This is a genomic window from Streptomyces sp. NPDC096132, assembly GCF_044763345.1.
Taxonomy (GTDB): Bacteria; Actinomycetota; Actinomycetes; order Streptomycetales; family Streptomycetaceae; genus Streptomyces.
In genome coordinates this window covers 25,656-50,108 of record NZ_JBIWGA010000038.1, presented here as the reverse complement: position 1 = coordinate 50,108, position 24,453 = coordinate 25,656, and the positions used below count along the sequence as shown (strand labels likewise).

The window sequence follows — 24,453 nt, the reverse complement described above, 5'->3', positions numbered from 1 at the left end:
CTGTGGCGGCCGATGCCGGGTTTTCCGGTGTCGGCCGCTTCCGTTTGCGGAGAAGGCGCTCAGAGCGGCGCCAGGGGCTTGTGCCGACCGACGACGCTCTTTATAGTCGTAACGACTATTAGTCACACTGACCATAAAGGGGGTGGCGGTCGTGCAGGGCTACGACAAGTACGCCTACGAACCCTTCGCCGTCACCGTCGACCTCGCCGTGCTCACCCTCCGCTCCGGCACGCTGCACGTGCTGCTCGTCGAACGGGGACAGGAGCCGTACGCCGGGCGGTGGGCGCTGCCCGGGGGGTTCGTGCTGCCGGACGAGTCCGCCGAGACCGCCGCCCGGCGCGAGCTCGCCGAGGAGACCGGCCTGGACGACCTCTCCGGTCTGCACCTGGAGCAGCTGCGCACCTACAGCGAGCCCGGCCGTGACCCCCGGATGCGGGTCGTGTCCGTCGCCTTCGCCGCGCTGCTGCCGGACGCGCCCGAACCGACGGGCGGCGGCGACGCGGCCCAGGCCCGCTGGCTGCCGTACGACACGGCCGGGCCGCTCGCCTTCGACCACGACCGGATCCTGGCCGACGCCCACGACCGCGTCGGCGCCAAGCTCGAGTACACCTGCCTCGCGACCGCGTTCTGCCCGCCCGAGTTCACGCTCGGGGAGCTCCAGGGGGTCTACGAGACGGTGTGGGGGACGGGGCTCGATCGTCCCAACTTCCGCCGCAAGGTGCTGGCCACACCGGGGTTCGTCGAGCCCGTGCCCGGTGCCGCGCGCCTGACCGGCGGCCGCGGCAAGCCGGCCGCCCTCTACCGCGCGGGCACCGCCACCGCGCTCCACCCGCCCCTGCTTCGACCGCCCCGGGAAGGACGATCCGCATGACCATGACCACCGTGAAGAAGCGCGCCGCCACCGGATCCCTGCTGGGCCTCGCCCTCGGGGACGCGCTCGGCTTCCCCACCGAGTTCAACGACGTCCCCTCGATCCTCGCCAAGTGCGGGCCCTGGCGGGAGATGGAGCTGCCCAAGCGCCCCTTCGTCTCCGACGACACCCAGATGACACTGGCCGTGGCCCGCGCCATGCGCACCGCGATGGACCGGGGGCTGCTCGTGCCGACGCGGCTGGAGCGGCCCCTGCGCGAGGAGTTCGTGGACTGGTACCAGTCGCCGGAGAACAACCGGGCCCCGGGGCGGACCTGCCTGACCGCCTGCAACCTGCTGAAGGACGACCGGCGGCTGTGGCAGGACGCCAGCCAGATCGGCTCCAAGGGCTGCGGCGCCAACATGCGCGTCGCCCCCGTCGGTCTGGCCCCCGGTCTCAGTGAGGAACAGCGCGCCGGGGCCGCCCAGTTCCAGTCCGCGCTCACGCACGGGCACCCCACCGCGCTCGCCGCCTCCGACCTCACCGCCCACGCCGTACGGCTGCTCGTGCAGGGGGCCGAGCCGGCCGGACTGGTCGCGCTGCTGCGGTCGTACGCCCTCGACAACCGCACCCGCTACCACCACCGCTGGCTCGGCGACCTGTGGACCCGCAGTCAGGACCCGGACCCCGAGCACTTCATCGCGCGGGGCTGGGACGAGTGCCTGGGCGTCCTGGACAGCCTGGAGGCCGCGCTGCGCGACCCGGCGCCCGAGAGCGACCCGTGCCTGGCCACGGGAGCGGGATGGATCGCCGAGGAGGCCCTGGCCACCGGGCTGCTGTGCTTCCTGCTCTTCCCCGACGAGCCGGTGACCGCACTGCGCCGGGCCGCCTGCTCCTCGGGCGACTCCGACTCCATCGCCTGTCTGACGGGCGCCTTCGCGGGCGCGTACGCCGGTGCCGAGGCCTGGCCCACGCCGTGGGCGGACCGGATCGAGTACCAGGGGGAACTGGTGACGCTCGGGGCGCTGTGGGACCTGTGATCAGGCCAGTGTGGGTGATCAGGCCAGTGTGATGGAGCCGCCCGTCACCGTGATCTGTTCCTGGGGCAGTGGCTCGGTCGCCGGGCCCGCGGCCACCGAGCCGTCGGAGATGCGGAACTCGCTCTTGTGGCAGGCGCAGTTGATGGTGCCGTCGGCGACGGTGCTGACCGTGCAGCCCTGATGGGTGCAGACCGCGGAGAAGGCCTTGAAGTCGCCCTCCGTCGGCTGGGTGACGACGACCTTCGGGCCCGCGAAGATCTTGCCGCCGCCGACGGGGATCTCACTGGTCTTCGCCAGTTCCTCACCGGCGGCGCCGGTGGTGGACCGGTCGGTCGTGGTCGAGGTCGACGAGGAGCCGCCGTCGTCGTCGTCGCAGCCCGCGGCGAGGGTCGCCGCGGCCGCGCCGCCCGTGGCGATGAGGACGGTGCGCCGTGTCGGGGAGAAAGTCATGTCGTCACTCCGAAAGTGCGGAAGTACCAGAGCGCGGATGTCAGCCAGATGATCGTGAGCACGACGAAGACCAGTCCGCCCACGACCGGCAGCAGCCAGCCCGGGAGTCGCTCCGAGCGGAGCAGCAGCATCTTGGCAGTGAAGGCGCCGAAGAAGAAGCAACCCAGGAGGGAGTGCCACAAAACGCGCTGTTCGTATGACTGATAGCCAAGCGCGTACAGGCAGTGGACCGCAACCGGGACCGAGATCAGGAAGGCCGCTCGGCCCGACCACCGGTGCAGGGTTCCCGACCAGCGAGGGCCCGGCAGCCTGCTGTACAGCATCAGCGCCGACACGCCCTGGACCAGCGCGAAGAACACCGCGGCCGTCGCCAGCCACGACTTCACCGCGATCGTGCTGCCGAGGCCCGCCAGGTTGAAGACGGTCCCGGACGGGTCGTGGACCCTGCCGTACACCCCCAGGGCGACCGCCACCGCGGCGGCCGCCAGGGCAGGGACCAGATAGCGGGCGGGGTGCGAGCCGGGCGGTTCGGGGGAGGGGAAGTCCTGCGTGACGGCGTTCGGGTCGACGGACATGATCGACTCCCTGGTGGTGTGGTCAGGGGGTGGCGGGGCGGGCCGTGAGCCGTTCTCCGTCGACCGTCACCGCGCCGGTCTCCGGATCGAACCCGGGCGCGGGGGACGCAAGGCCGTCCCGGGTGAGGACGCCGACCTGGGTGCCGTCCTTCAGCACGATCCAGCCGGCGTCGATCGTCGCGGAGCGCACGGTGGCCGTCGCCCGGTACAGCCCCGACGGCTTCTTCGCCTTGTCGGCGGTGAACCCGTGGTGCGCGCCCGCCACGTCGACCGTGCCGCGGATCACCTTGCCCTCCTTCAGCGTGCCGTCCAGCCGGGCGCCGTTCTTCCCCGTGAGCCGCAGGGTGCCGTCGTCCTCGACGTCGCCCTTCAGCCAGGACTCCTTCGTACGGCCGTCGCAGAAGTACGCGATCGCCTTCCCGTCGCGCAGGGACAGGGCGATCGCCGCCGAGTCGTCGTCCGTGCGGCCGGCGTAGTCGGCGTTCGGGGGCGGAGTGGCGGAGGCCGTGGCGGTGGGGCCGGGGGAGCCGGAGCTCCGGGTGGGCGCCGGACTCGGTGATCTCTCCTGCCGGGAGGACGAGGCGTTCGTCCCGCCCGGCGTACCCGTCGTCGCGTTGAGCGCCAGCAGGAACACGGCGAGCACCAGTCCCGCGAGCAGGGTGAGCAGGGGTCCCGGACGCTTCATGTCGGCCCTCCCCGAGGCGGGTGTCCTGCCGTCACCCCGTCATGACAGCGGAAGCCGCGCCCGGCGTAAAGGGCGTACGGGGGCACGTCCGTCTCAGCGGGCGGGCGGAGCGCACCCGGCCCGGCAGCGGCTGACTAGGCTGGATGTCTCAAGAGCCGTACATCAGCAAGGAGCAGCGCCGTGGCGGTACGAGCGGTCCGGGGAGCCGTCCAACTGGAACGCGACGAGGCCGGGCACATGGACGAGCAGGTCGGGGCCCTGCTCACCGCCGTCCTGGAGCGGAACTCCCTCAGCGTGGACGACCTGATCAGCATCTGGTTCACGGCCACGCCCGACCTGCACAGCGACTTCCCGGCGGCCGCCGCCCGCAAGCTCGGGATCGTCGACGTGCCGCTGATCTGCGCGCAGGAACTCGACATCGAGGGCGCCATGCCGCGGGTCGTGCGGATACTCGCGCACATCGAGTCCGACCGGCCCCGCGCCGAGATCAGCCATGTCTACCTCGGTGCCGCCGCCGCCCTGCGCAAGGACATCGCCCAGTGAGAACCGCGCTCGTCATCGGTACCGGCCTCATCGGTACGTCCGCCGCCCTGGCCCTCGCCCAGCGCGGCGTCGTCGTCCATCTGGAGGACCACGACCCGGAGCAGGCCCGTACGGCGGCCGCGCTCGGCGCCGGCACCGACGAGGCACCCGAGGGGCCGGTCGACCTCGCCGTCGTCGCGGCCCCGCCCGCCCATGTGGCCGGGGTGCTCGCCGACGCGATGCGCCGGGGCGTGGCCCGCGGCTACCTCGACGTGGCCAGCGTCAAGGGCGGGCCGCGCCGCGAGCTGGAGGCGCTCGGCCTGGACCTGTCGGCGTACATCGGCTCGCATCCCATGTCCGGCCGGGAGAAGTCCGGCCCGCTGGCCGCGACCGGCGACCTCTTCGAGGGCCGGCCCTGGGTGCTGACCCCGACCCGGGACACCGACACCGAGGTGCTGAACCTCGCCCTGGAACTGGTCTCGCACTGCCGGGCCGTCCCCGTGGTGATGGACGCCGACGCCCACGACCGTGCCGTGGCGCTCGTCTCCCACATGCCCCACCTGGTCTCCAGCATGGTCGCCGCCCGCCTGGAGAACGCCGAGGAGGCCGCCGTACGGCTGTGCGGACAGGGCATCCGGGACGTCACCCGGATCGCCGCCTCCGACCCCCGGATGTGGATCGACATCCTCTCCGCGAACCCCGGCCCGGTCGCCGACCTGCTCACCGACGTCGCCGCCGACCTGGAGGAGACCGTGCAGGCGCTGCGCGCGCTGCAGTCCTCCGACGAGGCCAAGCGCCGCGAGGGCGCCGACGGCGTCGAGGACGTGCTGCGCCGCGGCAACGCCGGGCAGGTCCGCGTCCCCGGCAAGCACGGGGCGGCTCCGCGGGTGTACGAGGTCGTGGCGGTGCTGATCGACGACCAGCCGGGGCAGCTGGCCCGGATCTTCGCGGACGCCGGGCAGGCGGGGGTCAACATCGAGGACGTGCGCATCGAGCATGCGACGGGGCAGCAGGCGGGTCTCGTGCAGTTGATGGTCGAGCCGAAGTCCGCGGTGGTGTTGTCCTCGGCGCTGCGTGAGCGTGGGTGGGCCATCCGGCAGTAGCCGGGGGCCGCCGCCCCCGGACCGGCTGCTCGGCGTGCACCTCGGCCAAGAGGGTGACGTATGCCCGGTAACCTTGTGCGGGGCACAGTCGCGCCCCGTACACCCACCGCCTCGCACCAGGAAGGTGTCCCCCCGTGGAAAACGGCGCCGCCCAGCCCGTGATTGTCGCCATCGACGGTCCCTCCGGCACGGGCAAGTCGAGCACGTCCAAGGCCGTGGCCGCCCAGCTCGGGCTGAGCTACCTGGACACCGGCGCCCAGTACCGGGCGATCACCTGGTGGATGGTGACCAACGGGATCGACATCGAGGACCCCACCGCCATCGCCGCCGTCGCGGGCAAGGCGGAGATCGTCTCCGGCACCGACCCGGCGAACCCGACGATCACCGTCGACGGCATCGACGTCGCCGGCCCGATCCGTACCCAGGAGGTCACCTCCCAGGTCAGCGCGGTGAGCGCCGTACCGGAGGTGCGGGCCCGGATCACCGAGCTGCAGCGGTCGCTGGCCGCCGGAGCGGAGAAGGGGATCGTCGTCGAGGGGCGCGACATCGGTACGACCGTGCTGCCCGACGCCGATCTGAAGATCTTCCTCACCGCCTCCCCCGAGGCCCGTGCCGCCCGCCGCAGCGGTGAGCTGAAGGGCGCGGACGTGCACACCACCCGTGAGGCGCTGATCAAGCGGGACGCGGCCGACTCCTCCCGCAAGACCTCCCCGCTCGCCAAGGCGGACGACGCCGTCGAGGTGGACACCACCGAGCTGACGCTGGCCCAGGTCATCGAGTGCGTCGTCACCCTCGTCGAGGAGAAGCGAGCCGCGAAGTGAGCGATCTGCCTTCCGCGAGGGGCGCCGAGATCGGGCGCCGGATCGGCGTCGGCCTGATGTACGGGCTGTGGAAGCCGCGCGTGCTGGGTGCCTGGAAGGTCCCCGCGAGCGGTCCGGTGATCTTCGCGCCGAACCACTCCCACAACCTCGACGGCCCGATGGTCATCGGCGTGGCGCCCCGGGCCTCGCACTTCCTCGTCAAGAAGGAGGCGTTCGTCGGCCCGGTCGGCACGTTCATGGTCCGCACCGGCCAGATCGCGGTCGATCGTGCGTCCACCGACCGTACGGCCATCGCCCGCGCGCTCGGCGTCCTGGAGAACGGCGGTGTCCTCGGCATCTTCCCGGAGGGCACCCGCGGCGAGGGCGACTTCGCCTCCCTGCGCGCCGGGCTCGCCTACTTCGCCGTACGCAGCGGGGCGCCGATCGTGCCCGTCGCCGTACTGGGAAGTTCCGAGAAGCGCGGACGGTTGATAAAGGGGCTTCCCCCGCTGCGCTCCCGGGTCGACATCGTCTTCGGCGACCCGTTCGAGGCGGGGGACGGCAGCGGACGGCGCACCCGCAAGGCGCTGGACGAGGCGACCGAGCGCATCCAGAAGCACCTGGCCGCGCACCTGGAGCACGCCAGGCGGCTCACCGGCCGCCGCACGGCGGGCGAATAAACGCCGCGCGCCCGACCGGGCGCCGGGCAACACTGAGTAGTGGGTCACCCGGGACGAACGGGGTGATCCACCGATCACCACGATGAACGACGAGGTACGGACTTCATGAACGACCACATCCAGCCCGGCGGCTCGGACGGATTCGAGCACGACCACGGGGCGCTCGGCGACGCCGAGTACGCGGAGTTCATGGAGCTCGCCGCGGAAGAGGGCTTCGACCTCGAGGACGTCGAGGGCGCCATCGAGGAGGCGGGTCACGGGCCGCTGCCCGTGCTCGCCGTCGTCGGCCGTCCGAACGTCGGCAAGTCGACCCTCGTCAACCGGATCATCGGGCGGCGCGAGGCCGTCGTCGAGGACAAGCCGGGTGTCACCCGTGACCGCGTGACCTACGAGGCCGAGTGGGCGGGCCGCCGCTTCAAGGTCGTCGACACCGGCGGCTGGGAGCAGGACGTCCTCGGCATCGACGCCTCCGTGGCCGCGCAGGCCGAGTACGCGATCGAGGCCGCCGACGCCGTCGTGTTCGTCGTCGACGCCAAGGTCGGCGCCACCGACACCGACGAGGCGGTCGTACGGCTGCTGCGCAAGGCCGGCAAGCCCGTCGTGCTGGCCGCCAACAAGGTCGACGGGCCGAGCGGCGAGGCAGACGCGGCGTACCTGTGGTCCCTGGGCCTCGGCGAGCCGTACCCGGTCTCCGCGCTGCACGGCCGCGGCACCGGCGACATGCTGGACGCCGTCCTGGAGGCGCTGCCGGAAGCGCCCGCGCAGAGCTTCGGCGGCACCGGGATCGGCGGACCGCGCCGCATCGCCCTCATCGGCCGCCCGAACGTCGGCAAGTCCTCGCTGCTGAACAAGGTGGCGAACGAGGAGCGCGTCGTCGTCAACGAACTCGCGGGCACCACTCGCGACCCGGTCGACGAGCTGATCGAACTCGGCGGCGTGACCTGGAAGTTCGTCGACACGGCCGGTATCCGCAAGCGCGTCCACCTCCAGCAGGGCGCCGACTACTACGCCTCGCTGCGCACGGCCGCCGCCGTGGAGAAGGCCGAGGTGGCGGTCATCCTGATCGACGCCTCCGAGTCCATCTCGGTCCAGGACCAGCGCATCGTGACGATGGCGGTCGAGGCGGGCCGTGCGATGGTCATCGCCTACAACAAGTGGGACACCCTCGACGAGGAGCGCCGCTACTACCTGGAGCGGGAGATCGAGACCGAGTTCGGCCAGGTCGCCTGGGCGCCCCGGGTCAACGTCTCGGCGCGCACCGGCCGGCACATGGAGAAGCTGGTCCCGGCGATCGAGACCGCCCTCGCCGGCTGGGAGACCCGCGTCCCGACGGGCCGTCTCAACGCCTTCCTCGGGGAACTGGTCGCCGCCCACCCGCACCCGATCCGGGGTGGCAAGCAGCCGCGCATCCTCTTCGGCACCCAGGCGGGAACCAAGCCGCCGCGGTTCGTCCTCTTCGCCTCCGGCTTCATCGAGGCGGGCTACCGGCGCTTCATCGAGCGCCGCCTGCGCGAGGAGTTCGGCTTCGAGGGCACCCCGATCCACATCTCGGTGCGGGTGCGCGAGAAGCGCGGCAAGAAGAAGTGACGCCGACACGGCCGGAGGGCGGTTCCCCCAGGGGAACCGCCCTCCGGCCGTGTCACGGACTCCCGTTGCTCACAGACTTCTTCGCGGCCCGGGCGGCAGCGCGGCCGGGACGGGCACCATCGCGGTCTGTGTCTGCTGCTGGCCGGACTGACCGACCTGGCCGACGCGCTGCCACTGCGACTGCTGTCGCGCGGTCTGGGCGCCCGCGCTGTAGGCACTGTAGGAGTGGCTGAACGAGCCCGGCCGGTACGCGGTCGGCGCGCCCCCCGTGCTGTTCGGGATGTTCCCGAAAGCGGTGAACCCCAGGTTGTCCTCGCCGCTGCGGTCGCCCGGCAGCGAGCGGAACGTCTTGACGTACTCGGCGTAGAGCGCGTCGTAGATCGGCGTGGCCGATGGGCCGCCCTGGGAGTCCTGGGCCGGTCGCGCGGACGGGATCGACTGGTAGGACTGGCGGCGGGGAACCTCGTAGGTGTGCACGTATGTCCAAACGACGGCGCACTTCAAGAGATGCGGTTACCGGCAGGGGCGCGGGGCTGCGGCGCACGAGGCGAATCTCAGGTCCCGGCGAGAGGAAGCGCCGCCCCCACCAGCTTCCCGTTCGCCGCCGCCCTGTCCAGCGCGTCCCGCAGCAGGTCCTCCCGCGGCTGGCGGCCGATCGAGCCCACCGGCGCCGCGAACATCAGGACCTGCTGGTGCTTGTTGGCGGCGGCCCGCCACCCCTCCGTCACCTGCAGCGGCTGGTGGGCCTGCCACCAGGCGACCGGCTGCCCGCCGTTCACGGACGGCTGCAGTACGGCGTGCAGCTGGCCCATCGCCAGCAGCACGGACCAGCCGTGCTGCACCGGCGGCACCTCCGACAGCTCGGACAGCGGCATGAAGCCCTGCTCGATGAGGAGCGGCAGGAAGTCGTCGCCGGCTCCGACGGTGCCGGGGCGCACGATGGGCGCGGTGGGCTCGACGACCAGCGCGGGGTGCAACTCTCCGGCGAGCAGGACGAGTCCGCTGGTCACACCGAGCACGGCCTGCTCGGGGACGACCTTCTCCGTGTCCAGGTCGACGGTGTCGCCGCTGATGGAGCGGACGGCTCCCTGGAGCTGCTCCTCGGTGACCTGGACGACCTGCGAGGGCAGACAGGTGGCGTGGGCGAAGGCGAGGACGGCGGTCTCGTCCCCGATGAACAGGACGGTGCTGGTGCGCTCGTGCGCGGAGTCGCCCGGGGTGCGGCAGGACGTGCAGTCGTAACTGCCCGGGGCGTTCTCTCCGGTGAGCAGCCGGTCGGCTTCTTCGTCGCCGATCTCGGCGCGTACCTCGTCGCTGACGTCGAGCATGCGCGGCACGGTGACTCCCTCGGAATGCGGTGCGTTGACGGGCCGGGTGGCTCCCCGGCTCATGAGATGACAACGGGGGAGCTGTGGTGGGGGTCACGCTGAACGTCCGGCACGATCAAATCACCGAACACGGTTGGTCACTTTAAGTGTGGAATCGGGCACTCCTTGTCAAGTAACGGGAAGGTCACGGAGGTTGGTTCCGTGAACTGACTCACAGCGTGCCCGGGTCGCCATCCGACAAATCCTGAAATCTCCGTATGTAGTGGGTGGCCGAAACTCACCGCTACTTGCGGTAACCATCAACTGGCCTGCGACAACAGGCATTTGGTTGATAACGGCTCGTCAGGCTCCCTAGATTGCTCCGCCGTGTGCAGCGAGCACCGCTCGGGTACGTCCAACGGCCGCGCAGAGCCAGACAACGCGCAGCGACACCGCCGGTGGACGGGGCGGAGCGCGACACCCGCGTCGACACGTGGGAAGCGCCCCGCCCGGGGGAGGCCCGGGTCCGTAGAGAGGGAACTTCATGTCCGAATGTGCCGATAACCAGCCCCGCAAGACGCGTACGACGGCGGTCCTCGCCGGGGCGGCACTGCTCGCCCCCCTCGGACTGCTGGCCGCGACCGGCAACGCCGCGGCGGCCGACAGCGGGGTGTGGGACCGCATCGCCCAGTGCGAGAGCGGAGGCAACTGGCACATCAACACCGGCAACGGCTACTACGGAGGACTGCAGTTCTCCGCCAGTACCTGGCGCGGGTACGGCGGCACCGCCTACGCGTCCACCGCCGACAAGGCGACCAAGGCCCAGCAGATCGCCGTCGCCACCAAGGTCCAGAAGTCCCAGGGGTGGGGCGCGTGGCCGGTCTGCTCGGCCCGCGCCGGAGCGACCGGCAGCGCACCGGCGAACTCCGGATCCTCCACCGAGTCGACATCCAGTAAGTCGAGCAACTCGAGCAAGTCGAGCAAGCCGAGCACGTCGACCCGGTCGACGAAGCCGGCCACCAAGTCCGGCTCGTCGAAGAGCGCTGCGTCGAAGGCGCCCGAGCGCTCGACGAACAACACCTCGCGCGGCACCGGCCGCGGCGACTACACGGTCCGCGTGGGCGACACCCTCAGCACCATCGCGGCCGCGCACAACACCACCTGGCAGCGGCTCTACGCCGCCAACAAGGGCGTCGTCGGCGGCGACCCCGACCTGATCCTGCCGGGTCAGCGCCTCGCGATCTGAGGCGCCGTCCGAAGCGGACGCCCCGCCGGCCGTCGCGGCCCCATCCGGTTCACCCACCGGGTGGGGCCGCGCCGTCTGGGGCGCGACGCGCCCACTCGACCGCCTCCCCGCCGAACACGACGGCCCCGCGCCGCAGTTCGTACACGAAGGCCCTGCGGGCGCGCAGCGCGGGCGGCAGCCGCTGCTCGGCGAGCACCACGCACGCGTCGAGCGAGGCCAGCAGGGCGTAGGTACGGGCCGCGACCGCCGGGGACATCCCCTGGGCCGGCTCATCGACGAGGACCACGCGCGCGTGTGCCGACAGGGCGCGGCACAGGGCCACCATGCGCTGCTCACCGCCCGAGAGCGTTCCGGCGCGGCGCCCGAGCAGGGGCTCCAGCTGCGGGTACAGCGTGTGGTCGGCCGCGGTGAGGTCCAGGTTCTCCCGTACCGTCAGCGAACCGAACACCGCCCGCCGTTCGGGCACCAGGCGCAGCCCGCGCCGGGCCCGCTCGAACGCGGGCATCCGGGTCACGTCCGTCCCGTCCCACACCACCGCGCCCCCCGACAGCGGCACGGCCCCGGCCAGCGCCCGCAGCACCGTCGTACGGCCGGAGCCGTTGCGGCCCAGCAGCAGGGTGAGGCCCGGAGCCGGGGCGGTGAGGGTGACGCCGTGCAGGGCCTCCAGGGGGCCGTACCGCACGCGCGCGTGCCGCAGCGAGATCACGTCGTCGCCTCCAGGACGTCGAGGACACGGTCGGGCGGGCCCGAGGCGACGATCCGGCCCGCCGCCATGACGTGCACGACGTCGGCGAGGCCGGCGACCAGATCGAGGTCGTGCTCGACGACGAGCAGGGCGGTGCCGTCGGCGGCCAGCGCCCGCAGGATCCTCGCGAGCGCGCTCACCTCGGCCGTGTCGAGTCCGGCGGCGGGCTCGTCCAGCAGCAGCACACGCGGGCTCCCCGCGAACGCCCGGGCCAGCTCGACCCGGCGGAGCGTGCCGGTGGGCAGTCCGGCGGCGCGCCGCGCAGGGACCGGCCCGTCCAGCCCGAACAACGCCAGCGCCCGCTCCACGGCCTCCGGCCCGGCGAGCCGCCCCTGCTCGGCACCGACCCGCACGTTCTCCGCCACGGTCAGCGACGGGAACACGGCCAACTGCTGGAAGGTCCGCGCGACACCGAGCCGGGTACGGGCATGCGCGGGAAGCCGCGTGATGTCCCGCCCGCCGAACAGCACCCGCCCGCGCGCGGGGCGCAGCGTGCCGGCGAGACAGTGGAACAGGGTGCTCTTCCCGGCACCGTTGGGCCCCACCACGGCGGTGACCCGTCCGGCGGGCACATCGAGACCGACACCGTCGAGCGCGGTGAAGCGCCCGTAGCGGGCTTCGAGGTGACGGGCGCTGAGGAGAGGCGGCGGCGGTGCCGGCCTCCGGGCGGCCGCGAACGCGCGGCGCGAAGTGCCCTCGGGCGGGGACGGCTTGCGGGGGGTCGCGCGGGGGGCGTCCTGGGGTGAGGACGATGTGCGGGCGGTCGCGGACTCGCCGCGTGGGACGGCCCCGGGCGGGGACGGTGTACGTCCGGCACGGAGCGCGTCGCGTGGGGTGCCTCCCGGTGGGGACGGTGTGCGGGCGGCCTGGAGCGCGTCGTGGGGGACTGTCTCGGGTGGGGACGGTGTGCCGGGTGTCGTGGACTTGCCGCGTGGGACGGCCCTGGGCGGGGACGGTGTGCGGGCGGCCTGGAGCGTGTCGCGTGGGACGTCTTCCGGTGGGGACGGTCCGCGTCCGGGCCGGAGCGTGCCGCGCGGGGTGCCTCCCGGTGGGGACGGCGTACGAGCAGGGCGGGCCATGTCGCGGGGGTCCGTCCGCGCGCCGTACCCCGGCTGTCGCTCCTCGCCCGTCCTCCCCGCTGCCCGCAGTCTCCGCCGTACCCGCGCCCCCAGTGGCGTCAGCACCCCTCGTGGCCGCACGCGGGCGTGTGCCGCTCGCAGGGCCTGGTACGGGCCGTCGGGGAAGCGTCCCGCCAGTGCCGCCAGGATGCCCACCAGGGCCGCCGCGACCCCGCCCCTGGCGCCCGCGTCCAGGCCCACCAGCAGGGCCGCCGCGGTCAGGGCGCCCAGGGGGTTGTCGGCGCCGAGGACCATCACCGCCGCGAACCAGAGCAGGCCGCGCACGGGGTCGTACGCGCCGGCGTCGAAGGCGCGCAGGCCCATGCCGAGCAGGGCGCCGCCGAGGGCGGCCAGCGCGGCCCCCGCGACGAAGGCGAGGAGTTTCATGGACGGCACGCGCACGCCCGCCGCCGAGGCGCCCGGCTCGTGGTCCCGCATCGCCGCCAGCGCCCGCCCGGTGCGGCCCCGGCGCAGCGCCCGCGTCGCCAGCAGAGCCAGGGCCAGCAGGGCCAGCTCCAGGACGTAGTAGGCGCGGTCCCCGTCGAAGCCCGCGGGGCGGCCGAGGGACAGGCCCGAGGTGGCGTACGGCTGGGCGAAGACGAAGCGGCTCACACCGACGCCGACCGCGAAGGTCGCGAGGGCCGGCGCGAGACCGTGGCGGCCGATCGCGGGCCAGCCGGTCAGCAGGCCCAGCGGGGCCACCAGCAGGACCGCCACGGCGAGTGCCGCCAGCTCGGGAAGGCGGGGCAGACCCGGGAAGCGGCCCGCGGCCAGCAGCGCGGTGAACAGGGCACCCAGGCCCGCGTATGCCGCCTGCCCGAGGGAGATCTGGCCGCCGCGGCCGGTGACCACCACCAGGGACAGCAGGATCACGCCCAGCGCCGGCACCTGGATCGCGGTGTGCAGGTCCGACCCGGCGAACCCCAGCGGCAGCAGGAACAGCACCGAGGCCACGAGCCACGCGCCCGGCGGCGTACGCACGCGTGCCCCCGCCGGAGGCGGCAGCGCGTCGCGCGTGCCCACGCCGGGCAGGACGAGCGCGGCGACCAGCAGCGCCACCACGAACAGGTTCGCGCCGATCGCCTGCAGCAACGGGGCACCCCAGCCCGACGGGTGCAGCCGGGTCAGCTGGCTCTGCGCGATCCCGATGCCCAGCGCGACCGCCACCGCGAGCGGCAGACTGCGCATCCGCGCCGCCACCGCGACCGAGAGGACCTCCATCACCAGAAGCGGCAGACCGTACGGGTCGAGACGCACGTACGGCGCCAGCAGCACTCCTGTCAGGCCGGCCGTGAAAGCGCCGAACGCCCAGCCTGCCGCCGCCACCCGGTCCGCGTCGACGCCGCCGAGCACGGCCAGTTCCCGGTCGTCGACCACCGCCCGCAGCTCCCGCCCGAACCGCGTCCACCGCCGACGACCGCGGGGGTGTCCCCGGGAAGGACGCAGTACCGCGCCGACACCGCCCGCCAGGACCAGCACCACGGCCAACTGCCCCCACGGATCCGCCGGCACCAGCTCCGGCACGTCGGCCCGCGCCCCCTGCCCCCACACCAGCGCCGCCCCGCCCACCAGCAGCACGAACACACCGATCGACGCCACCAGGGTCTGCGCGGGATCGCCCCCCAGAACCGCGAGCGGACGGAAGACGAACCGTTCCAGCACCACCCCGATCGCCGGTGCGAGCAGCAGCAGCGTCACCGCCGCCGCCGGCCACAGCGGCCACCCCCACTCCACCACGCACTGCCGCAGCACGTACGCGCAGACCATCGCGATCGCCCCGTGCGCGAAGTTGAGGACCCCGGTCGCCCGGTAGGTGACGATCAGACCGATCCCGGTGAGGGCGGCCGCGCTGCCGACCGAGAGGCCGGCGAGCGTCAGGTCGTAGGTCAGGGACGACATCAGGAGTCCACCGCGTCCGGCTCGCAGATCGGGCACGGGTCGAGGTCGCCGCTCGCCAGCAGCCCGCCGTCCACCGGCACCGCCTCCGGCTTCCCGGCGACGAGCGGGCAGTCCGCGCGGTGCCACAGCGTGCCGCCGGGCACCATCCGCAGCTCACCGCTGACCGCCACAGGCACGACCGCCGCCGGCGCCTCCGCCTCCTCGGGCTCCTCCGGCTCGGTGGCCACGAGAAGGCCGTACAGCTCCTCCACGCGCGCGGTCGCGGTATGCGTCCGCCCGTACGTCAGCAGGACCGCCCCGGCCACGATCAGCGCGGCGCCCGGGATCGTGCAGGACGCGAGATACGGCAACTGCCGTTCGGCGAAACGCTCGCCGGAGACGCCGTACCAGCCGACCACGCACAGCACCGCGCCGGCGGCCAGCGCGGTCAGGCCGGCCCACGGGAAGGGCCGCAGGGTCCGCAGTCGTCCTCTCCGCATCTCCGGCTCCCACACGTCGTACGACGGTCATGTCGGCCAATGGCTTGCACTATGCCCTCTGCAAGCTGACCCTGAAAGCACCGGGCGCGCACGCCCGGGCCGACACCCGGTGGTGAGCCAGATGGTTCTCGGGAGCGACCTCAGGCGAGGGAACGCACGGCGGGGCAACGGCTCCCGGGCGGTGGGACGGGGCACGGCAGTGGCGGCAGCCTTCGTCCTCGTGTTCGCCCCGACCCTCGCGGCCTGCAGCGACGACGACGGCGGCAACGGCGCCTCCTCGCCCTCGGCGTCGGCCACCCCGGCGCCCACGAGCGCGGCGGCCAGCGCGCCCGCCGACGCGGCGGCGGCCGAGCAGCAGGTCCGGCGGAACTGGCAGAAGTTCTTCGACCCGGCCACCTCCACCGAGGACAAGGTGGCCGTGCTGGAGAACGGCCGGATGATGGGGCCGGTGCTCCAGGCGTTCGGCGGGGACCAGCGCGGCGGACAGGTGGCGGCCGAGGTCGAGAAGGTCGAGTTCACCAGCCCGACCGAGGCGACCGTGACGTACACCCTCACCCTCGACGGCGCGACCGCCCTGCCGAACGCCTCCGGGAAGGCGGTCCTGCAGGACGGCACCTGGAAGGTCTCCGTCACCACGCTCTGCGCGCTGGTCGAGCTGAGCGGCGATGCGTCCGCGTCGGCGGTTCCGGGCTGCTGAGACCGCTGCCGTCACGCTGCTGCTCCTGCTGAGCGCGGCCTGCGGCAGTCGGCTCCCGGAGAGCGACTTCGAGCACACCACGACCCCGCAGGCCGCGGTCGTCCGGGTCGGCGTCATCGCCAGCGCCACCAGCCCCGTCGGCGGCGCCGCCTTCACCGGGCCGCGCGACGGAGCGGTGGCCTTCTTCGACCGGCTCAACGCGCGCGGGGGCATCGACGGCCGCCGGGTCGAGGTGCGGCTGTGCGACGACGGCGGCAGCGGCGTCGGCAACAACACGTGTGTGCACAAGCTGCTCGACGAGGACAAGGTCGTCGCCCTGGTCGCCACCACGTCCCTCGACTACGCGGGCGCCTCCCGGGTCTCCCACGCGCGCGTGCCCGACATCGGCGGCCAGCCCATCGGCGCCGCCTACGACACCTGGCCGCACCTGTACGGCATCTACGGCAGCCTCGCACCCCGCGACGGCACCCCGGGCTGGGACGGCACGCTGTACGGCGGCACGGAGGTCTACCGGTACTTCAAGCGCGAGCACGGCGCCCGCACGGCCGCCGTCGTCTCCTACAACCAGTCCGCGTCCGCCGCCTACGCCCGGCTCGTCGAGCGGGGGCTGAAGGCCGAGGGGTACGAGGTCGTCAGCGAACAGGTCGACTTCGCGCTGCCCAACTTCCGTGCCGCGGCCGCCGATCTGAAGGCGGAGGGCGCCGACCTCGTCTTCGACGCCCTCGACACGCACGGCAACGCGCAGCTGTGCGAGGCCATGGACGAGGTCGGGGCACGGGTCACCGCCAAGGTCACCAACGTGCAGAACTGGACCTCCACCGTCCCCGACGACTACAAGGACTCCCCGGCCTGCCGCAACGCCCTGTGGGCCACCGGGTCCAGCCGCGACTACGAGGACACCTCCCAGCCGGCCGTACGGGAGTTCCGGGACGCGACCGAGGACCTCGAGACGCACTCGCAGTGGCAGCTGGAGGGATGGGCGGCCGCGATGTGGTTCACGCGGGCCGCCCGGTCGTGCGCGGACGACGGCATCACGCGCGCGTGCGTCGACGACTTCATGAACCGCAGTCAGGACTACGACGCCGACGGACTGCTGCTCCCCGTCCGCTTCGAGCGCCTCGCCGAACCCCCGAGGACCCGGCGCACATGTCTGTCGGTGGCCCGCTGGCAGGACGGCCGGGGCTGGGTGGCGCAGGGCGAGATGACCCAAACCTGCTTCGACGTCCCGCAACTGCCCTACACCCCGTGAGACAGACTGGGGCTCATGCTGGAGACCTCCGCCCGACTGCTGCGTCTGCTCTCCCTGCTCCAGGCCCACCGCTGGGGGCACCGCCCACGCCCTTCAGGCAGTGGGGGAGGTCCGGGGCGCAGCTCGCCGACCGGCTCGGCGTCAGCCCGCGCACCGTCCGCCGGGACGTCGACCGGCTGCGCGAGCTCGGCTACCCCGTCAACGCCAGCCCCGGCAGCGGTGGCGGCTACCAGCTGGGCGCCGGGGCCGAGCTGCCGCCGCTGCTCCTGGACGACGACGAGGCCGTCGCCGTCGCCGTGGGCCTGCGCACCGCCGCGGGGCAGGGCGTCGAGGGCATCGGCGAGACCTCGGTACGGGCCCTGGCGAAGCTGGAGCAGGTGCTCCCGCACCGGCTGCGCCGCCGGGTCGGCGCCCTGAACTCCTTCACCGTCCCCATGCTGCGCGGCCCGCGCCCCGACGCCGTCGACCCGGCCGTGCTGAGCGAGCTCGCCGCCCTCTGCCGGGACGCCGAACGCCTCCGCTTCACCTACGAGGCGCACGACGGCACGGCCACCCGCCGCACCGTCGAACCCCACCGCCTGGTGTGCAGCGAGCCCCGCTGGTACCTGGTCGCCTGGGACCTCGACCGCGCGGACTGGCGTACGTTCCGCGTGGACCGCCTCACGCCGAAGCCGCCGCACGGACCGCGCTTCGAGCCGCGCGAGCCGCCCGCCGAGGATCTCGCCGCCTATGTGTCGCAGGGCGTCTCCACGCGCGCGTACGCCACGCAGGCCACCGTCCGGCTGCTGGTGCCCCTGGCGGAGGCCGCCGAGCGGTTCTCGCCCTCGGCCGGGACGCTGGAGGCAGACGGGCCCGGTGCCTGTGTCCTGCGCACCGGAGCCGCGAGCCTGGAGGTGATGGTGATCCACGTGATGATGGCGGGCCTGGAGTTCGAGGTGCTGGAGCCGGCCGGGCTGACCGACGTGATCAGGACGGCGCGGGACCGGCTGTCCCGGGCGCTCGAGCGGACGAGCGGATCCGCGGCAGGGGGGTGAAGCCGTCGCCTTCGCGTGCGTAGGTTGTGTGGCGGAGTGGTGCTTTTCCTATGAGGTGTCAGCTGAGGTGACGGCTCCCGCGAACCCGTGCGCAATCGCCTGGGAAAGGGGCTCTGGGGGGATTCTCCGGGAACTTTCCGCAGGGTTTTTCGGGGAGGTGTGACGACGCGCAGGAATTACGTTCGAATGCGTAGGGAAGACTCCCGGAGCCGCTCGTACGTGTGACGGAGTTCGACCGAAACACGTGTCGTGATCCTGTGACAGAAGTGTGACCGGAGTGATCCACATCCCCGTTCCGGGGTTTCCCCGGCGGCCCTGCGCGGCCTAGCGTGGGAGGCATGGCATCGAATGAGCCCCAGGACAATCCGGACGAATACGTCGGCCTCGAGGCCGCGCGCGCCGAGCGGCTCGCCCGGGAACGGGGGTGGTCGACCGTCCGCTCGCTGGCGCCCGGGACGATCATCACCATGGAGTACCGCTTCGGGCGGATGAACTTCGAGGTGCGCGACGGCCGCGTGGCGCGGGCCTGGAAGGGCTGAGCCGGAAGGGCGGAGGAGGACACGGCGAAGGCCCCGGTTCCCGTCAGGAGGGGAACCGGGGCCTTCGTGCGCGGGACCGGGCTGTGCGTACCGGTGGTCCCGCTGCTCGAGGGGGTCAGCCGCCGGTCAGCGGGCGGGCCGCCGAGGCGGTCGCACCGCGCGGCAGGCGCTCGGCGTGCGGGGGTCTGCGGCTGCCGACGGGGGTGACCGGGGTGCGCTCGGAGCGGGCCGTGTGCGGGCCCGGGGCCAGGTAGACCGGCGCCCGGGCCGAACGGGCCGCGGCGACCGTCTCGCGGGCCGCGGCGGCCTCGTCCTGGGCCGTGGCCCGCGGCTTGAACGGCACGGGTACGGCGACGGGGGCGGCCGGCGCCGGGACGGTGCCGGCGCGGCGCTCGCGCCAGCGGTCGCGCAGGTCGAGGATCGCGACCTCGGCGCGGGCGATCAGCGGCTCGCACCAGGGCAGGGCCAGCAGGATCAGCAGACCGGCGGCCCAGCCGAGCACGACATCGCTCAGCCAGTGCGTACCGAGGTAGACGGTGGTGAGGCCGACGCCGAGCGAGACCACCGCGGAGACGGCGGACAGCCAGCGGCGGGCACGCGGGGTGGAGGCCAGATACGCCAGGATTCCCCAGGTCACGACCGCGTTGGCGGTGTGGCCGCTGGGGAATATATCGCCGCCCAGACCCATCTCGTTCGCGCCGATGGAGGTCGCGTAGTGCGGTCCCAGGCGGCCCATGCCGAGCTTGGCGGCGCCGACGGTGATGTTCAGCAGCAGCAGGGAGGCGCCCAGCGTGAGCAGCGGGCGCAGGGTGTGCTGGCGCCAGGATCTCCAGCCGAGCCAGGCGGCGACCATCACGGCGGTCGGGCCGCGCTGGCCGAGGACGACGTAGTAGTCCAGGAACGCGTGGATCTCGGGCCACTGCTGGTACGGCCGGAAGAACATGACCTGCCAGTCGAGGCGGACGAGCCACGAGGTGATCACCACGAGCCACACGATCGCCAGATAGAAGGCCAGGGTCGCCGCGAGCAGCGCGATCCTGTGCCGGCTCATCCTCGGCACATCGATGTGGGCCGGTCGTTCCGGCTCGCGGTCGAGCCTGGCGAACACCCGGTCCAGACGGGTGAGGTTTCGTTCGGTACGCACCTAAACGACGTTACAGCGAGTGAGCTCGGCACTCGGCCGAATCCGCTGGTTTGTGATGACGATGTGATGTGGGATTGCTCTCAGAAGCAGGTTTATTCCTACGGAATCGGTATTCCTCGAACACCGGTCCCTTCAATTCCTTTGATCATTGGCGGGGATAGTTTTAAGGAACTTATGAATGAGTTCACCGGAAACTCACGGAGGACCGGAACCGTTCAGCCACCACGCCCCGTACACGGCCGACGCCACCGCGACACCGCCCGCGACCAGTGCCGACCTCGACGTCCGCAGCCGGGCCAGGGCCAGGGCGAGGGGGAACAGCAGCGGGAAGCCCGGCAGCAGCAGGCGCGGCTTCGAGCCGAAGTAGCTCGACGCGCACAGCGCCAGCGCGAGCACCACACCCCCGTACACCAGCAGCGGAAGCGGCTGGCGCTGCCGTACGCAGACGACGTACAGCCGGATCAGCAGGGCGACGCCGACGACCAGGCCGAGTCCGGCCAGGGCGGACGGAAACGACGTGAACTTGTCGGCGACGAAGCGGGCGAAGGCGTAGCCGCCGTCGAAGCCGTTGCGCCAGCCCGCCTGGACGTCGAGGTAGCCGAGCGGGCCCGTGCCGGTGTGGTGGCCGACCCACAGGACGAACCCCGCGGTGCCCAGTGGGGCGAGGAGCAGACCGAGGGCGCGTGCCGTGGCGTGCGCGCCGGGCTCGGGCGCCGCGCTGCGGTTCCGCACGAACGAGAACCCGGAGAGGGCGCCCCGCTCCCGCAGGAAGGACGCCAGGCCGGCCGCCCAGACCGCCGCGACCACCGCGAGCCCCACCGGCCGGGTCAGGCCGGACAGCGCCGCGAGCACGCCCGCGATCACCCACCGTCCGGTCAGCACCGCGTACAGCGACCAGGCGGCCAGCGCGGTGAACAGTGACTCGCTGTACGCCATCGACTGCACGATCCCGACGGGCAGCAGGGCCCACACCAGCACCGCGCAGACGCCGGCCCGGCGGCCGTACACGTGATCGGCGACCGCGAAGATCCCCCAGGCCGCGGCGAGCGAGGCGAGCAGGGAGACGGTGAGACCGGCGTCGGCGTACGACAGCGGAGTGGTCGCGTGCAGCAGCCTTTCCAGCCAGGGCAGCAGCGGGAAGAAGGCGAGATTGGAGTGGACGTCGCCGTTCGGCAGCCGGACCTCGTAGCCGTACCCGAGCTCGGCGACCCTCGTGTACCAGAGGGCGTCCCAGCGGGCCGTCAGCAGCGTGTACGCGCTCTTGTCGCGGGCGGCGCTCCACAGGGCCAGGGCGAGCAGGCCCAGGGCCCGCACGGCCGCGTACCCCAGCAGGGCGGGGGCCGCCCGGCGCAGGGCCGCGGTGCGGCGAGGCGCCACGCGCGTTTCAAGATCGGTCACGGGCTCGATTATCGACCGGGTAACGGGAGTGTTGCCGCGAAGTGGCCCAGGTGAGTGGCGTACGCCACACGGGATCCCGGCGAAGTGTGAGAGTTCCGCCACGTGGCCCTGGCGCGAACTCGCGTACGCTGCGATTCACTCGTGTTCGTTTGCGCGGGCCGGAGACCACCGCTCCTCTCCGGCCGAGTCGCGGGGAGTCCCCACCCCGCGAGCCCGCCGGACCGAGGGATCACCTGGGAGGTATGTACATGTCCGGGACGACCACGGCCGCCGCTGGGCTGCGCCGTCGGGCGGCCGGGGCCGGTGCCAACCGCTGGGTCGTGCTCGTGGTGCTGTGCGTCAGCCTGCTCCTGGTCGCCGTCGACGCGACCGTGCTGCACGTCGCGGTGCCCGCCGTCACCGAGGACCTGAGGCCCGGCGCGATCGAGCTGCTCTGGATCGTCGACACCTATCCACTGGTCTGCGCCGCGCTGCTGATCCTGTTCGGCACGCTCGGCGACAAGGTGGGCCGCCGGCGGATCCTGCTGCTCGGGTACGCCCTGTTCGGCGTCGCCTCCGCGCTGGCGGCGTTCGCCGGGAGCGCCGAGGTGCTGATCGCGGCGCGGGCGCTGCTCGGCGTCGGCGGTGCGATGATCATGCCGGCCACGCTGTCGATCCTGCGGCAGGTCTTCCCCGACCGGCGGGAACGGGCGCTCGCGATAGGCATCTGGAGTGCCGTGGCCGCGGTCGGCGCGGCCGTCGGGCCGCTGCTGGGCGGCTTCCTCCTCGAGCACTTCTGGTGGGGGTCGGTCTTCCTCGTCAACATTCCGCTGATGCTGGTCAGCCTTCCGGTGGGACGGCTGCTGCTGCCGGAGTCGCGGGGTGCCGGTGACGGGCCCTGGGACGTCGTCGGCGCGCTGATGGCGGCGGCCGGGCTGTTCTGTCTCGTCCTGGGCGTGAAGCGGCTGGGCGGCGGGGAGCCGGGGCCGTTCACCGTGCTGCCGCTCGCGCTGGGCATCGTGCTGATCGCGTTCTTCGTACGACGTCAGCGGCGGCGGGCGCATCCTCTGGTGGACCTGCGGATGTTCACGCGGCCGGCGTTCAGTACGTCCGTGGGGTGCATCGTGCTGGCGATGCTGGCGCTGGTCGGTCTGGAACTGATCGCCGCGCAGTATCTCCAGCTGGTGCTGGGGCTCTCGCCGCTGGAGACGGGCCTACGACTCCTGCCACTGACCTTCGCCGCGATGGCGGCGGGGCTGGCCGGGGCGCGGCTGCTGCGGGGGTTCGGGCCGCGGCGGATGGTCTGCGGGGGGTTCCTCCTCACGGCGGTCGCGGTGCTGATGCTGACCGCGATGGGCGGGTCGGACAACGCGGGGCTGCTGCTGTCCGGGTTCGTGCTGCTCGGATTCGGTCTCGAGACGACGCTGTTCGCGGCGTACGAGTCGATGCTGAGCGAGGCTCCGGCGGAGCGGGCGGGTGGGGCCGCGGCGATCGGCGAGACCTCCTACCAGCTGGGGGCGGGTATCGGCATCGCCCTGCTGGGAAGCGTGATGAACGCCGCCTACGCGCCCGGGTTGTCCTCCGTGCCCGGGGTGCCGGCGGCCGCGTCGGCGGCCGCGGGGCATTCGCTGGGCGAGGCATATGAGGTCTCCGGGCAGTTGGGCGGGCCGGCCGGGGTCGCGCTGCGGCGGGTCGCGAAGGACAGCTTTGTGCACGGGCTGCATGTCACATTGCTGGTCAGCGCGGGGTTGTTGCTGCTGGGGGCGGTGATGGCGCTGCGGCTGCCGCGGGCGATGCAGTGTGAGCCGGCCGGGGTGGAGGTGGAGCTGCCCGCTCCCCGCGAGGTCGAGTCTCCCACCCACGCACCACCCGTGACGGTTCGCTGAGGAGTGACCCTCGCCCGTGGGGGTGATCCGCCGTCGGCGACTTTCCCCCGGGGGGTGGGCGTGCGTGCGGGCGGTGGGTGGGGGAGCGCGGGCGGGTTGTTCGGCGCCGCCGGGCCGCGCCGTCGTGCCTCTTGCCGTTGCGGCGGGAAACAAGCACGGCTAACGTCGCCCGGGACATTGTGACTAGCGGTGCTAGTTTTATGCCCCCGGGAGGCTGTCGTATGTCCGCGTCCTCGAAGTTGCCCCCGTTCGATCCCGCCGATCCCCTCGGTCTCGACGAACTGCTCGACCCCGAGGATCTCGCCATCCGTGACACCGTCCGGAGCTGGGCCGCTGACCGGGTGCTGCCCGAGGTGGCCGAGTGGTACGAGCAGGGGGAGCTGCCGGGGATCCGGGAGCTGGCCCGGGAGCTCGGGGCGATCGGGGCGCTCGGGATGTCGCTCAGCGGGTACGGGTGCGCCGGGGCGAGTGCCGTGCAGTACGGGCTCGCCTGCATGGAGCTGGAGGCCGCCGATTCCGGGATCCGGTCCCTGGTGTCCGTGCAGGGGTCCCTCGCCATGTACGCGATCCACCGGTTCGGGAGCGAGGAGCAGAAGCAGGCGTGGCTGCCGCGGATGGCCGCCGGTGAGGTCATCGGGTGCTTCGGGCTCACCGAGCCCGACCACGGGTCCGACCCGGCCGGCATGCGGACCTACGCCAAGCGGGACGGCTCGGACTGGGTGCTGAGCGGGCGGAAGATGTGGATCACCAATGGTTCCGTGGCCGGGGTCGCGGTGGTGTGGGCGCAGACCGACGGGGGGATCCGCGGGTTCGTCGTGCCCACCGACAGTCCCGGGTTCTCCGCGCCCGAGATCAAGCACAAGTGGTCGCTGCGGGCCAGTGTGACCAGTGAGCTCGTGCTGGACGAGGTGCGGTTGCCCGCCGACGCGGTGCTGCCGGAGGTCGTCGGGCTGCGGGGGCCGCTGAGCTGTCTGTCCCACGCGCGGTACGGGATCGTCTGGGGCGCGATGGGGGCGGCGCGCAGCTGTTTCGAGACGGCCGTCGAGTACGCGCGGACACGGGAGCAGTTCGGGCGGCCCATCGGGGGGTTCCAGCTGACCCAGGCCAAGCTCGCCGACATGGCGGTCGAGCTGCACAAGGGGATCCTGCTCGCCCATCATCTGGGGCGGCGCATGGACGCCGGCCGCCTGCGTCCCGAGCAGGTCAGCTTCGGCAAGCTCAACAACGTACGGGAGGCCATCGAGATCTGCCGTACGGCGCGGACGATCCTCGGGGCCAACGGGATCTCGCTCGAGTATCCCGTCATGCGGCACGCGACGAACCTGGAGTCGGTGCTCACCTACGAGGGCACCGTCGAGATGCACCAGCTCGTCCTGGGCAAGGCGCTCACCGGACTCGACGCCTTCCGCTGACCCGGACCCGGGGGGCCGAGGCAGGGCCG

General features: G+C 72.8%; 23 protein-coding genes and 1 pseudogene. 14 read left to right on the top strand and 10 right to left on the bottom strand.

Annotated elements, in window-relative coordinates; translation table 11 throughout:
- Positions 1-142: 142 nt before the first annotated feature.
- Entirely contained in the window at positions 143-871 is a 729-nt protein-coding gene (locus ACIRF9_RS46970; protein ID WP_403836062.1) for an NUDIX hydrolase, read from the top strand.
- Positions 868-1,890, top strand: coding sequence for an ADP-ribosylglycohydrolase family protein (locus ACIRF9_RS46965; RefSeq protein WP_403836060.1), 1,023 nt, complete (start codon positions 868-870; stop codon positions 1,888-1,890). Before ACIRF9_RS46970 ends, ACIRF9_RS46965 begins: the two co-directional genes overlap by 4 nt.
- 18 nt (positions 1,891-1,908) lie before the next feature.
- Here the strand turns inward: ACIRF9_RS46965 and ACIRF9_RS46960 are convergent, their stop codons facing one another.
- Genes ACIRF9_RS46960 through ACIRF9_RS46950 form a run of 3 tightly spaced genes read right to left on the bottom strand, consistent with a single transcriptional unit; the run spans position 1,909 to position 3,600 of the window.
- Positions 1,909-2,340, bottom strand: coding sequence for a Rieske (2Fe-2S) protein (locus tag ACIRF9_RS46960; protein WP_403836058.1), 432 nt, complete (start codon positions 2,338-2,340; stop codon positions 1,909-1,911).
- Positions 2,337-2,915 carry a DUF6529 family protein gene (locus ACIRF9_RS46955; RefSeq protein ID WP_403836056.1) on the bottom strand — a complete coding sequence of 193 codons (579 nt, stop codon included), beginning with the start codon at positions 2,913-2,915 and terminating at the stop codon, positions 2,337-2,339. Before ACIRF9_RS46955 ends, ACIRF9_RS46960 begins: the two co-directional genes overlap by 4 nt.
- Positions 2,916-2,937: 22 nt before the next feature.
- A complete protein-coding gene (locus tag ACIRF9_RS46950) occupies positions 2,938-3,600 on the bottom strand; it encodes a hypothetical protein (protein WP_403836054.1) in 663 nt (220 codons plus the stop codon).
- A 180-nt stretch (positions 3,601-3,780) separates the two neighbouring features.
- Between ACIRF9_RS46950 and aroH the strand changes: the two genes are divergently transcribed.
- From aroH to der, 5 genes are all read left to right on the top strand, one after another.
- On the top strand, positions 3,781-4,143 hold the full coding sequence (gene aroH, locus ACIRF9_RS46945) for a chorismate mutase (RefSeq protein WP_403836052.1): 363 nt from the start codon (positions 3,781-3,783) through the stop codon (positions 4,141-4,143).
- Positions 4,140-5,225, top strand: a complete 1,086-nt coding sequence (locus ACIRF9_RS46940) for a prephenate dehydrogenase (RefSeq protein ID WP_403836050.1) — start codon at positions 4,140-4,142, stop codon at positions 5,223-5,225. Before aroH ends, ACIRF9_RS46940 begins: the two co-directional genes overlap by 4 nt.
- A gap of 134 nt (positions 5,226-5,359) precedes the next feature.
- Positions 5,360-6,046, top strand: coding sequence for a (d)CMP kinase (cmk, locus tag ACIRF9_RS46935; RefSeq protein WP_403836048.1), 687 nt, complete (start codon positions 5,360-5,362; stop codon positions 6,044-6,046).
- A complete protein-coding gene (locus ACIRF9_RS46930; RefSeq protein ID WP_403836046.1) occupies positions 6,043-6,705 on the top strand; it encodes a lysophospholipid acyltransferase family protein in 663 nt (220 codons plus the stop codon). Before cmk ends, ACIRF9_RS46930 begins: the two co-directional genes overlap by 4 nt.
- A 105-nt stretch (positions 6,706-6,810) precedes the next feature.
- Entirely contained in the window at positions 6,811-8,292 is a 1,482-nt protein-coding gene (gene der, locus ACIRF9_RS46925; protein ID WP_403836044.1) for a ribosome biogenesis GTPase Der, read from the top strand.
- Between the two features lie 69 nt (positions 8,293-8,361).
- Here der and ACIRF9_RS46920 read toward each other — a convergent pair whose 3' ends face one another.
- Together ACIRF9_RS46920 and ACIRF9_RS46915 are read right to left on the bottom strand one after the other, a co-directional pair.
- Positions 8,362-8,769, bottom strand: a complete 408-nt coding sequence (locus tag ACIRF9_RS46920) for a hypothetical protein (RefSeq protein ID WP_403836042.1) — start codon at positions 8,767-8,769, stop codon at positions 8,362-8,364.
- 77 nt (positions 8,770-8,846) lie between these two features.
- Positions 8,847-9,629 (bottom strand): hypothetical protein, encoded by a 783-nt coding sequence (locus tag ACIRF9_RS46915; RefSeq protein ID WP_403836040.1) that lies wholly within the window; start codon positions 9,627-9,629, stop codon positions 8,847-8,849.
- A 514-nt stretch (positions 9,630-10,143) separates the two neighbouring features.
- Between ACIRF9_RS46915 and ACIRF9_RS46910 the strand changes: the two genes are divergently transcribed.
- Positions 10,144-10,845 (top strand): transglycosylase family protein, encoded by a 702-nt coding sequence (locus ACIRF9_RS46910; protein WP_403836038.1) that lies wholly within the window; start codon positions 10,144-10,146, stop codon positions 10,843-10,845.
- Between the two features lie 49 nt (positions 10,846-10,894).
- Here ACIRF9_RS46910 and ACIRF9_RS46905 read toward each other — a convergent pair whose 3' ends face one another.
- From ACIRF9_RS46905 to ACIRF9_RS46895, 3 genes are read right to left on the bottom strand one after another with little or no spacing between them, the layout of a single operon-like run.
- Entirely contained in the window at positions 10,895-11,551 is a 657-nt protein-coding gene (locus tag ACIRF9_RS46905; protein WP_403836036.1) for an ABC transporter ATP-binding protein, read from the bottom strand.
- Positions 11,548-14,607, bottom strand: coding sequence for an ATP-binding cassette domain-containing protein (locus tag ACIRF9_RS46900; protein WP_403836034.1), 3,060 nt, complete (start codon positions 14,605-14,607; stop codon positions 11,548-11,550). The genes ACIRF9_RS46905 and ACIRF9_RS46900 overlap by 4 nt, the downstream gene beginning before the upstream one ends.
- Complete coding sequence (locus ACIRF9_RS46895) at positions 14,607-15,086, bottom strand: hypothetical protein (protein ID WP_403836032.1); 480 nt, start codon at positions 15,084-15,086, stop codon at positions 14,607-14,609. Before ACIRF9_RS46895 ends, ACIRF9_RS46900 begins: the two co-directional genes overlap by 1 nt.
- 121 nt (positions 15,087-15,207) lie before the next feature.
- Between ACIRF9_RS46895 and ACIRF9_RS46890 the strand changes: the two genes are divergently transcribed.
- The 4 genes and pseudogenes from ACIRF9_RS46890 (at position 15,208) to ACIRF9_RS46875 (ending at position 18,605) form a co-directional block, all read left to right on the top strand.
- Positions 15,208-15,783 (top strand): hypothetical protein, encoded by a 576-nt coding sequence (locus tag ACIRF9_RS46890; protein WP_403836030.1) that lies wholly within the window; start codon positions 15,208-15,210, stop codon positions 15,781-15,783.
- Positions 15,752-17,032, top strand: coding sequence for an ABC transporter substrate-binding protein (locus ACIRF9_RS46885; RefSeq protein WP_403836028.1), 1,281 nt, complete (start codon positions 15,752-15,754; stop codon positions 17,030-17,032). The genes ACIRF9_RS46890 and ACIRF9_RS46885 overlap by 32 nt, the downstream gene beginning before the upstream one ends.
- A 15-nt stretch (positions 17,033-17,047) precedes the next feature.
- Positions 17,048-18,066 (top strand): annotated as a pseudogene (locus ACIRF9_RS46880) (helix-turn-helix transcriptional regulator).
- Positions 18,067-18,404: 338 nt separating this feature from the next.
- Entirely contained in the window at positions 18,405-18,605 is a 201-nt protein-coding gene (locus ACIRF9_RS46875; RefSeq protein ID WP_403836026.1) for an I78 family peptidase inhibitor, read from the top strand.
- A 115-nt stretch (positions 18,606-18,720) separates the two neighbouring features.
- Here the strand turns inward: ACIRF9_RS46875 and ACIRF9_RS46870 are convergent, their stop codons facing one another.
- Positions 18,721-19,749: a phosphatase PAP2 family protein gene (locus ACIRF9_RS46870; protein ID WP_403836024.1), complete on the bottom strand. Its 1,029-nt coding sequence runs from the start codon at positions 19,747-19,749 to the stop codon at positions 18,721-18,723.
- A gap of 195 nt (positions 19,750-19,944) precedes the next feature.
- Positions 19,945-21,147 carry a mannosyltransferase family protein gene (locus tag ACIRF9_RS46865; RefSeq protein WP_403836022.1) on the bottom strand — a complete coding sequence of 401 codons (1,203 nt, stop codon included), beginning with the start codon at positions 21,145-21,147 and terminating at the stop codon, positions 19,945-19,947.
- A gap of 248 nt (positions 21,148-21,395) precedes the next feature.
- Here ACIRF9_RS46865 and ACIRF9_RS46860 point away from each other — a divergent pair, with 248 nt between their 5' ends.
- Together ACIRF9_RS46860 and ACIRF9_RS46855 are read left to right on the top strand one after the other, a co-directional pair.
- On the top strand, positions 21,396-23,012 hold the full coding sequence (locus tag ACIRF9_RS46860; RefSeq protein WP_403836020.1) for an MFS transporter: 1,617 nt from the start codon (positions 21,396-21,398) through the stop codon (positions 23,010-23,012).
- A gap of 221 nt (positions 23,013-23,233) precedes the next feature.
- Entirely contained in the window at positions 23,234-24,424 is a 1,191-nt protein-coding gene (locus tag ACIRF9_RS46855; RefSeq protein WP_403836018.1) for an acyl-CoA dehydrogenase family protein, read from the top strand.
- Positions 24,425-24,453 lie beyond the last annotated feature (29 nt).

What these genes read in the sequence shown, in the direction of transcription:
- ACIRF9_RS46965 (WP_403836060.1), top strand. Translation starts at nt 868, where the DNA reads ATGACCATGACCACCGTGAAGAAGCGCGCCGCCACCGGATCCCTGCTG.
- ACIRF9_RS46960 (WP_403836058.1), bottom strand. Translation starts at nt 2,340, where the DNA reads ATGACTTTCTCCCCGACACGGCGCACCGTCCTCATCGCCACGGGCGGC.
- ACIRF9_RS46955 (WP_403836056.1), bottom strand. Translation starts at nt 2,915, where the DNA reads ATGTCCGTCGACCCGAACGCCGTCACGCAGGACTTCCCCTCCCCCGAA.
- ACIRF9_RS46950 (WP_403836054.1), bottom strand. Translation starts at nt 3,600, where the DNA reads ATGAAGCGTCCGGGACCCCTGCTCACCCTGCTCGCGGGACTGGTGCTC.
- der (WP_403836044.1), top strand. Translation starts at nt 6,811, where the DNA reads ATGAACGACCACATCCAGCCCGGCGGCTCGGACGGATTCGAGCACGAC.
- ACIRF9_RS46910 (WP_403836038.1), top strand. Translation starts at nt 10,144, where the DNA reads ATGTCCGAATGTGCCGATAACCAGCCCCGCAAGACGCGTACGACGGCG.
- ACIRF9_RS46900 (WP_403836034.1), bottom strand. Translation starts at nt 14,607, where the DNA reads ATGTCGTCCCTGACCTACGACCTGACGCTCGCCGGCCTCTCGGTCGGC.
- ACIRF9_RS46895 (WP_403836032.1), bottom strand. Translation starts at nt 15,086, where the DNA reads ATGCGGAGAGGACGACTGCGGACCCTGCGGCCCTTCCCGTGGGCCGGC.
- ACIRF9_RS46890 (WP_403836030.1), top strand. Translation starts at nt 15,208, where the DNA reads ATGGTTCTCGGGAGCGACCTCAGGCGAGGGAACGCACGGCGGGGCAAC.
- ACIRF9_RS46885 (WP_403836028.1), top strand. Translation starts at nt 15,752, where the DNA reads ATGCGTCCGCGTCGGCGGTTCCGGGCTGCTGAGACCGCTGCCGTCACG.
- ACIRF9_RS46875 (WP_403836026.1), top strand. Translation starts at nt 18,405, where the DNA reads ATGGCATCGAATGAGCCCCAGGACAATCCGGACGAATACGTCGGCCTC.
- ACIRF9_RS46860 (WP_403836020.1), top strand. Translation starts at nt 21,396, where the DNA reads ATGTCCGGGACGACCACGGCCGCCGCTGGGCTGCGCCGTCGGGCGGCC.
- ACIRF9_RS46855 (WP_403836018.1), top strand. Translation starts at nt 23,234, where the DNA reads ATGTCCGCGTCCTCGAAGTTGCCCCCGTTCGATCCCGCCGATCCCCTC.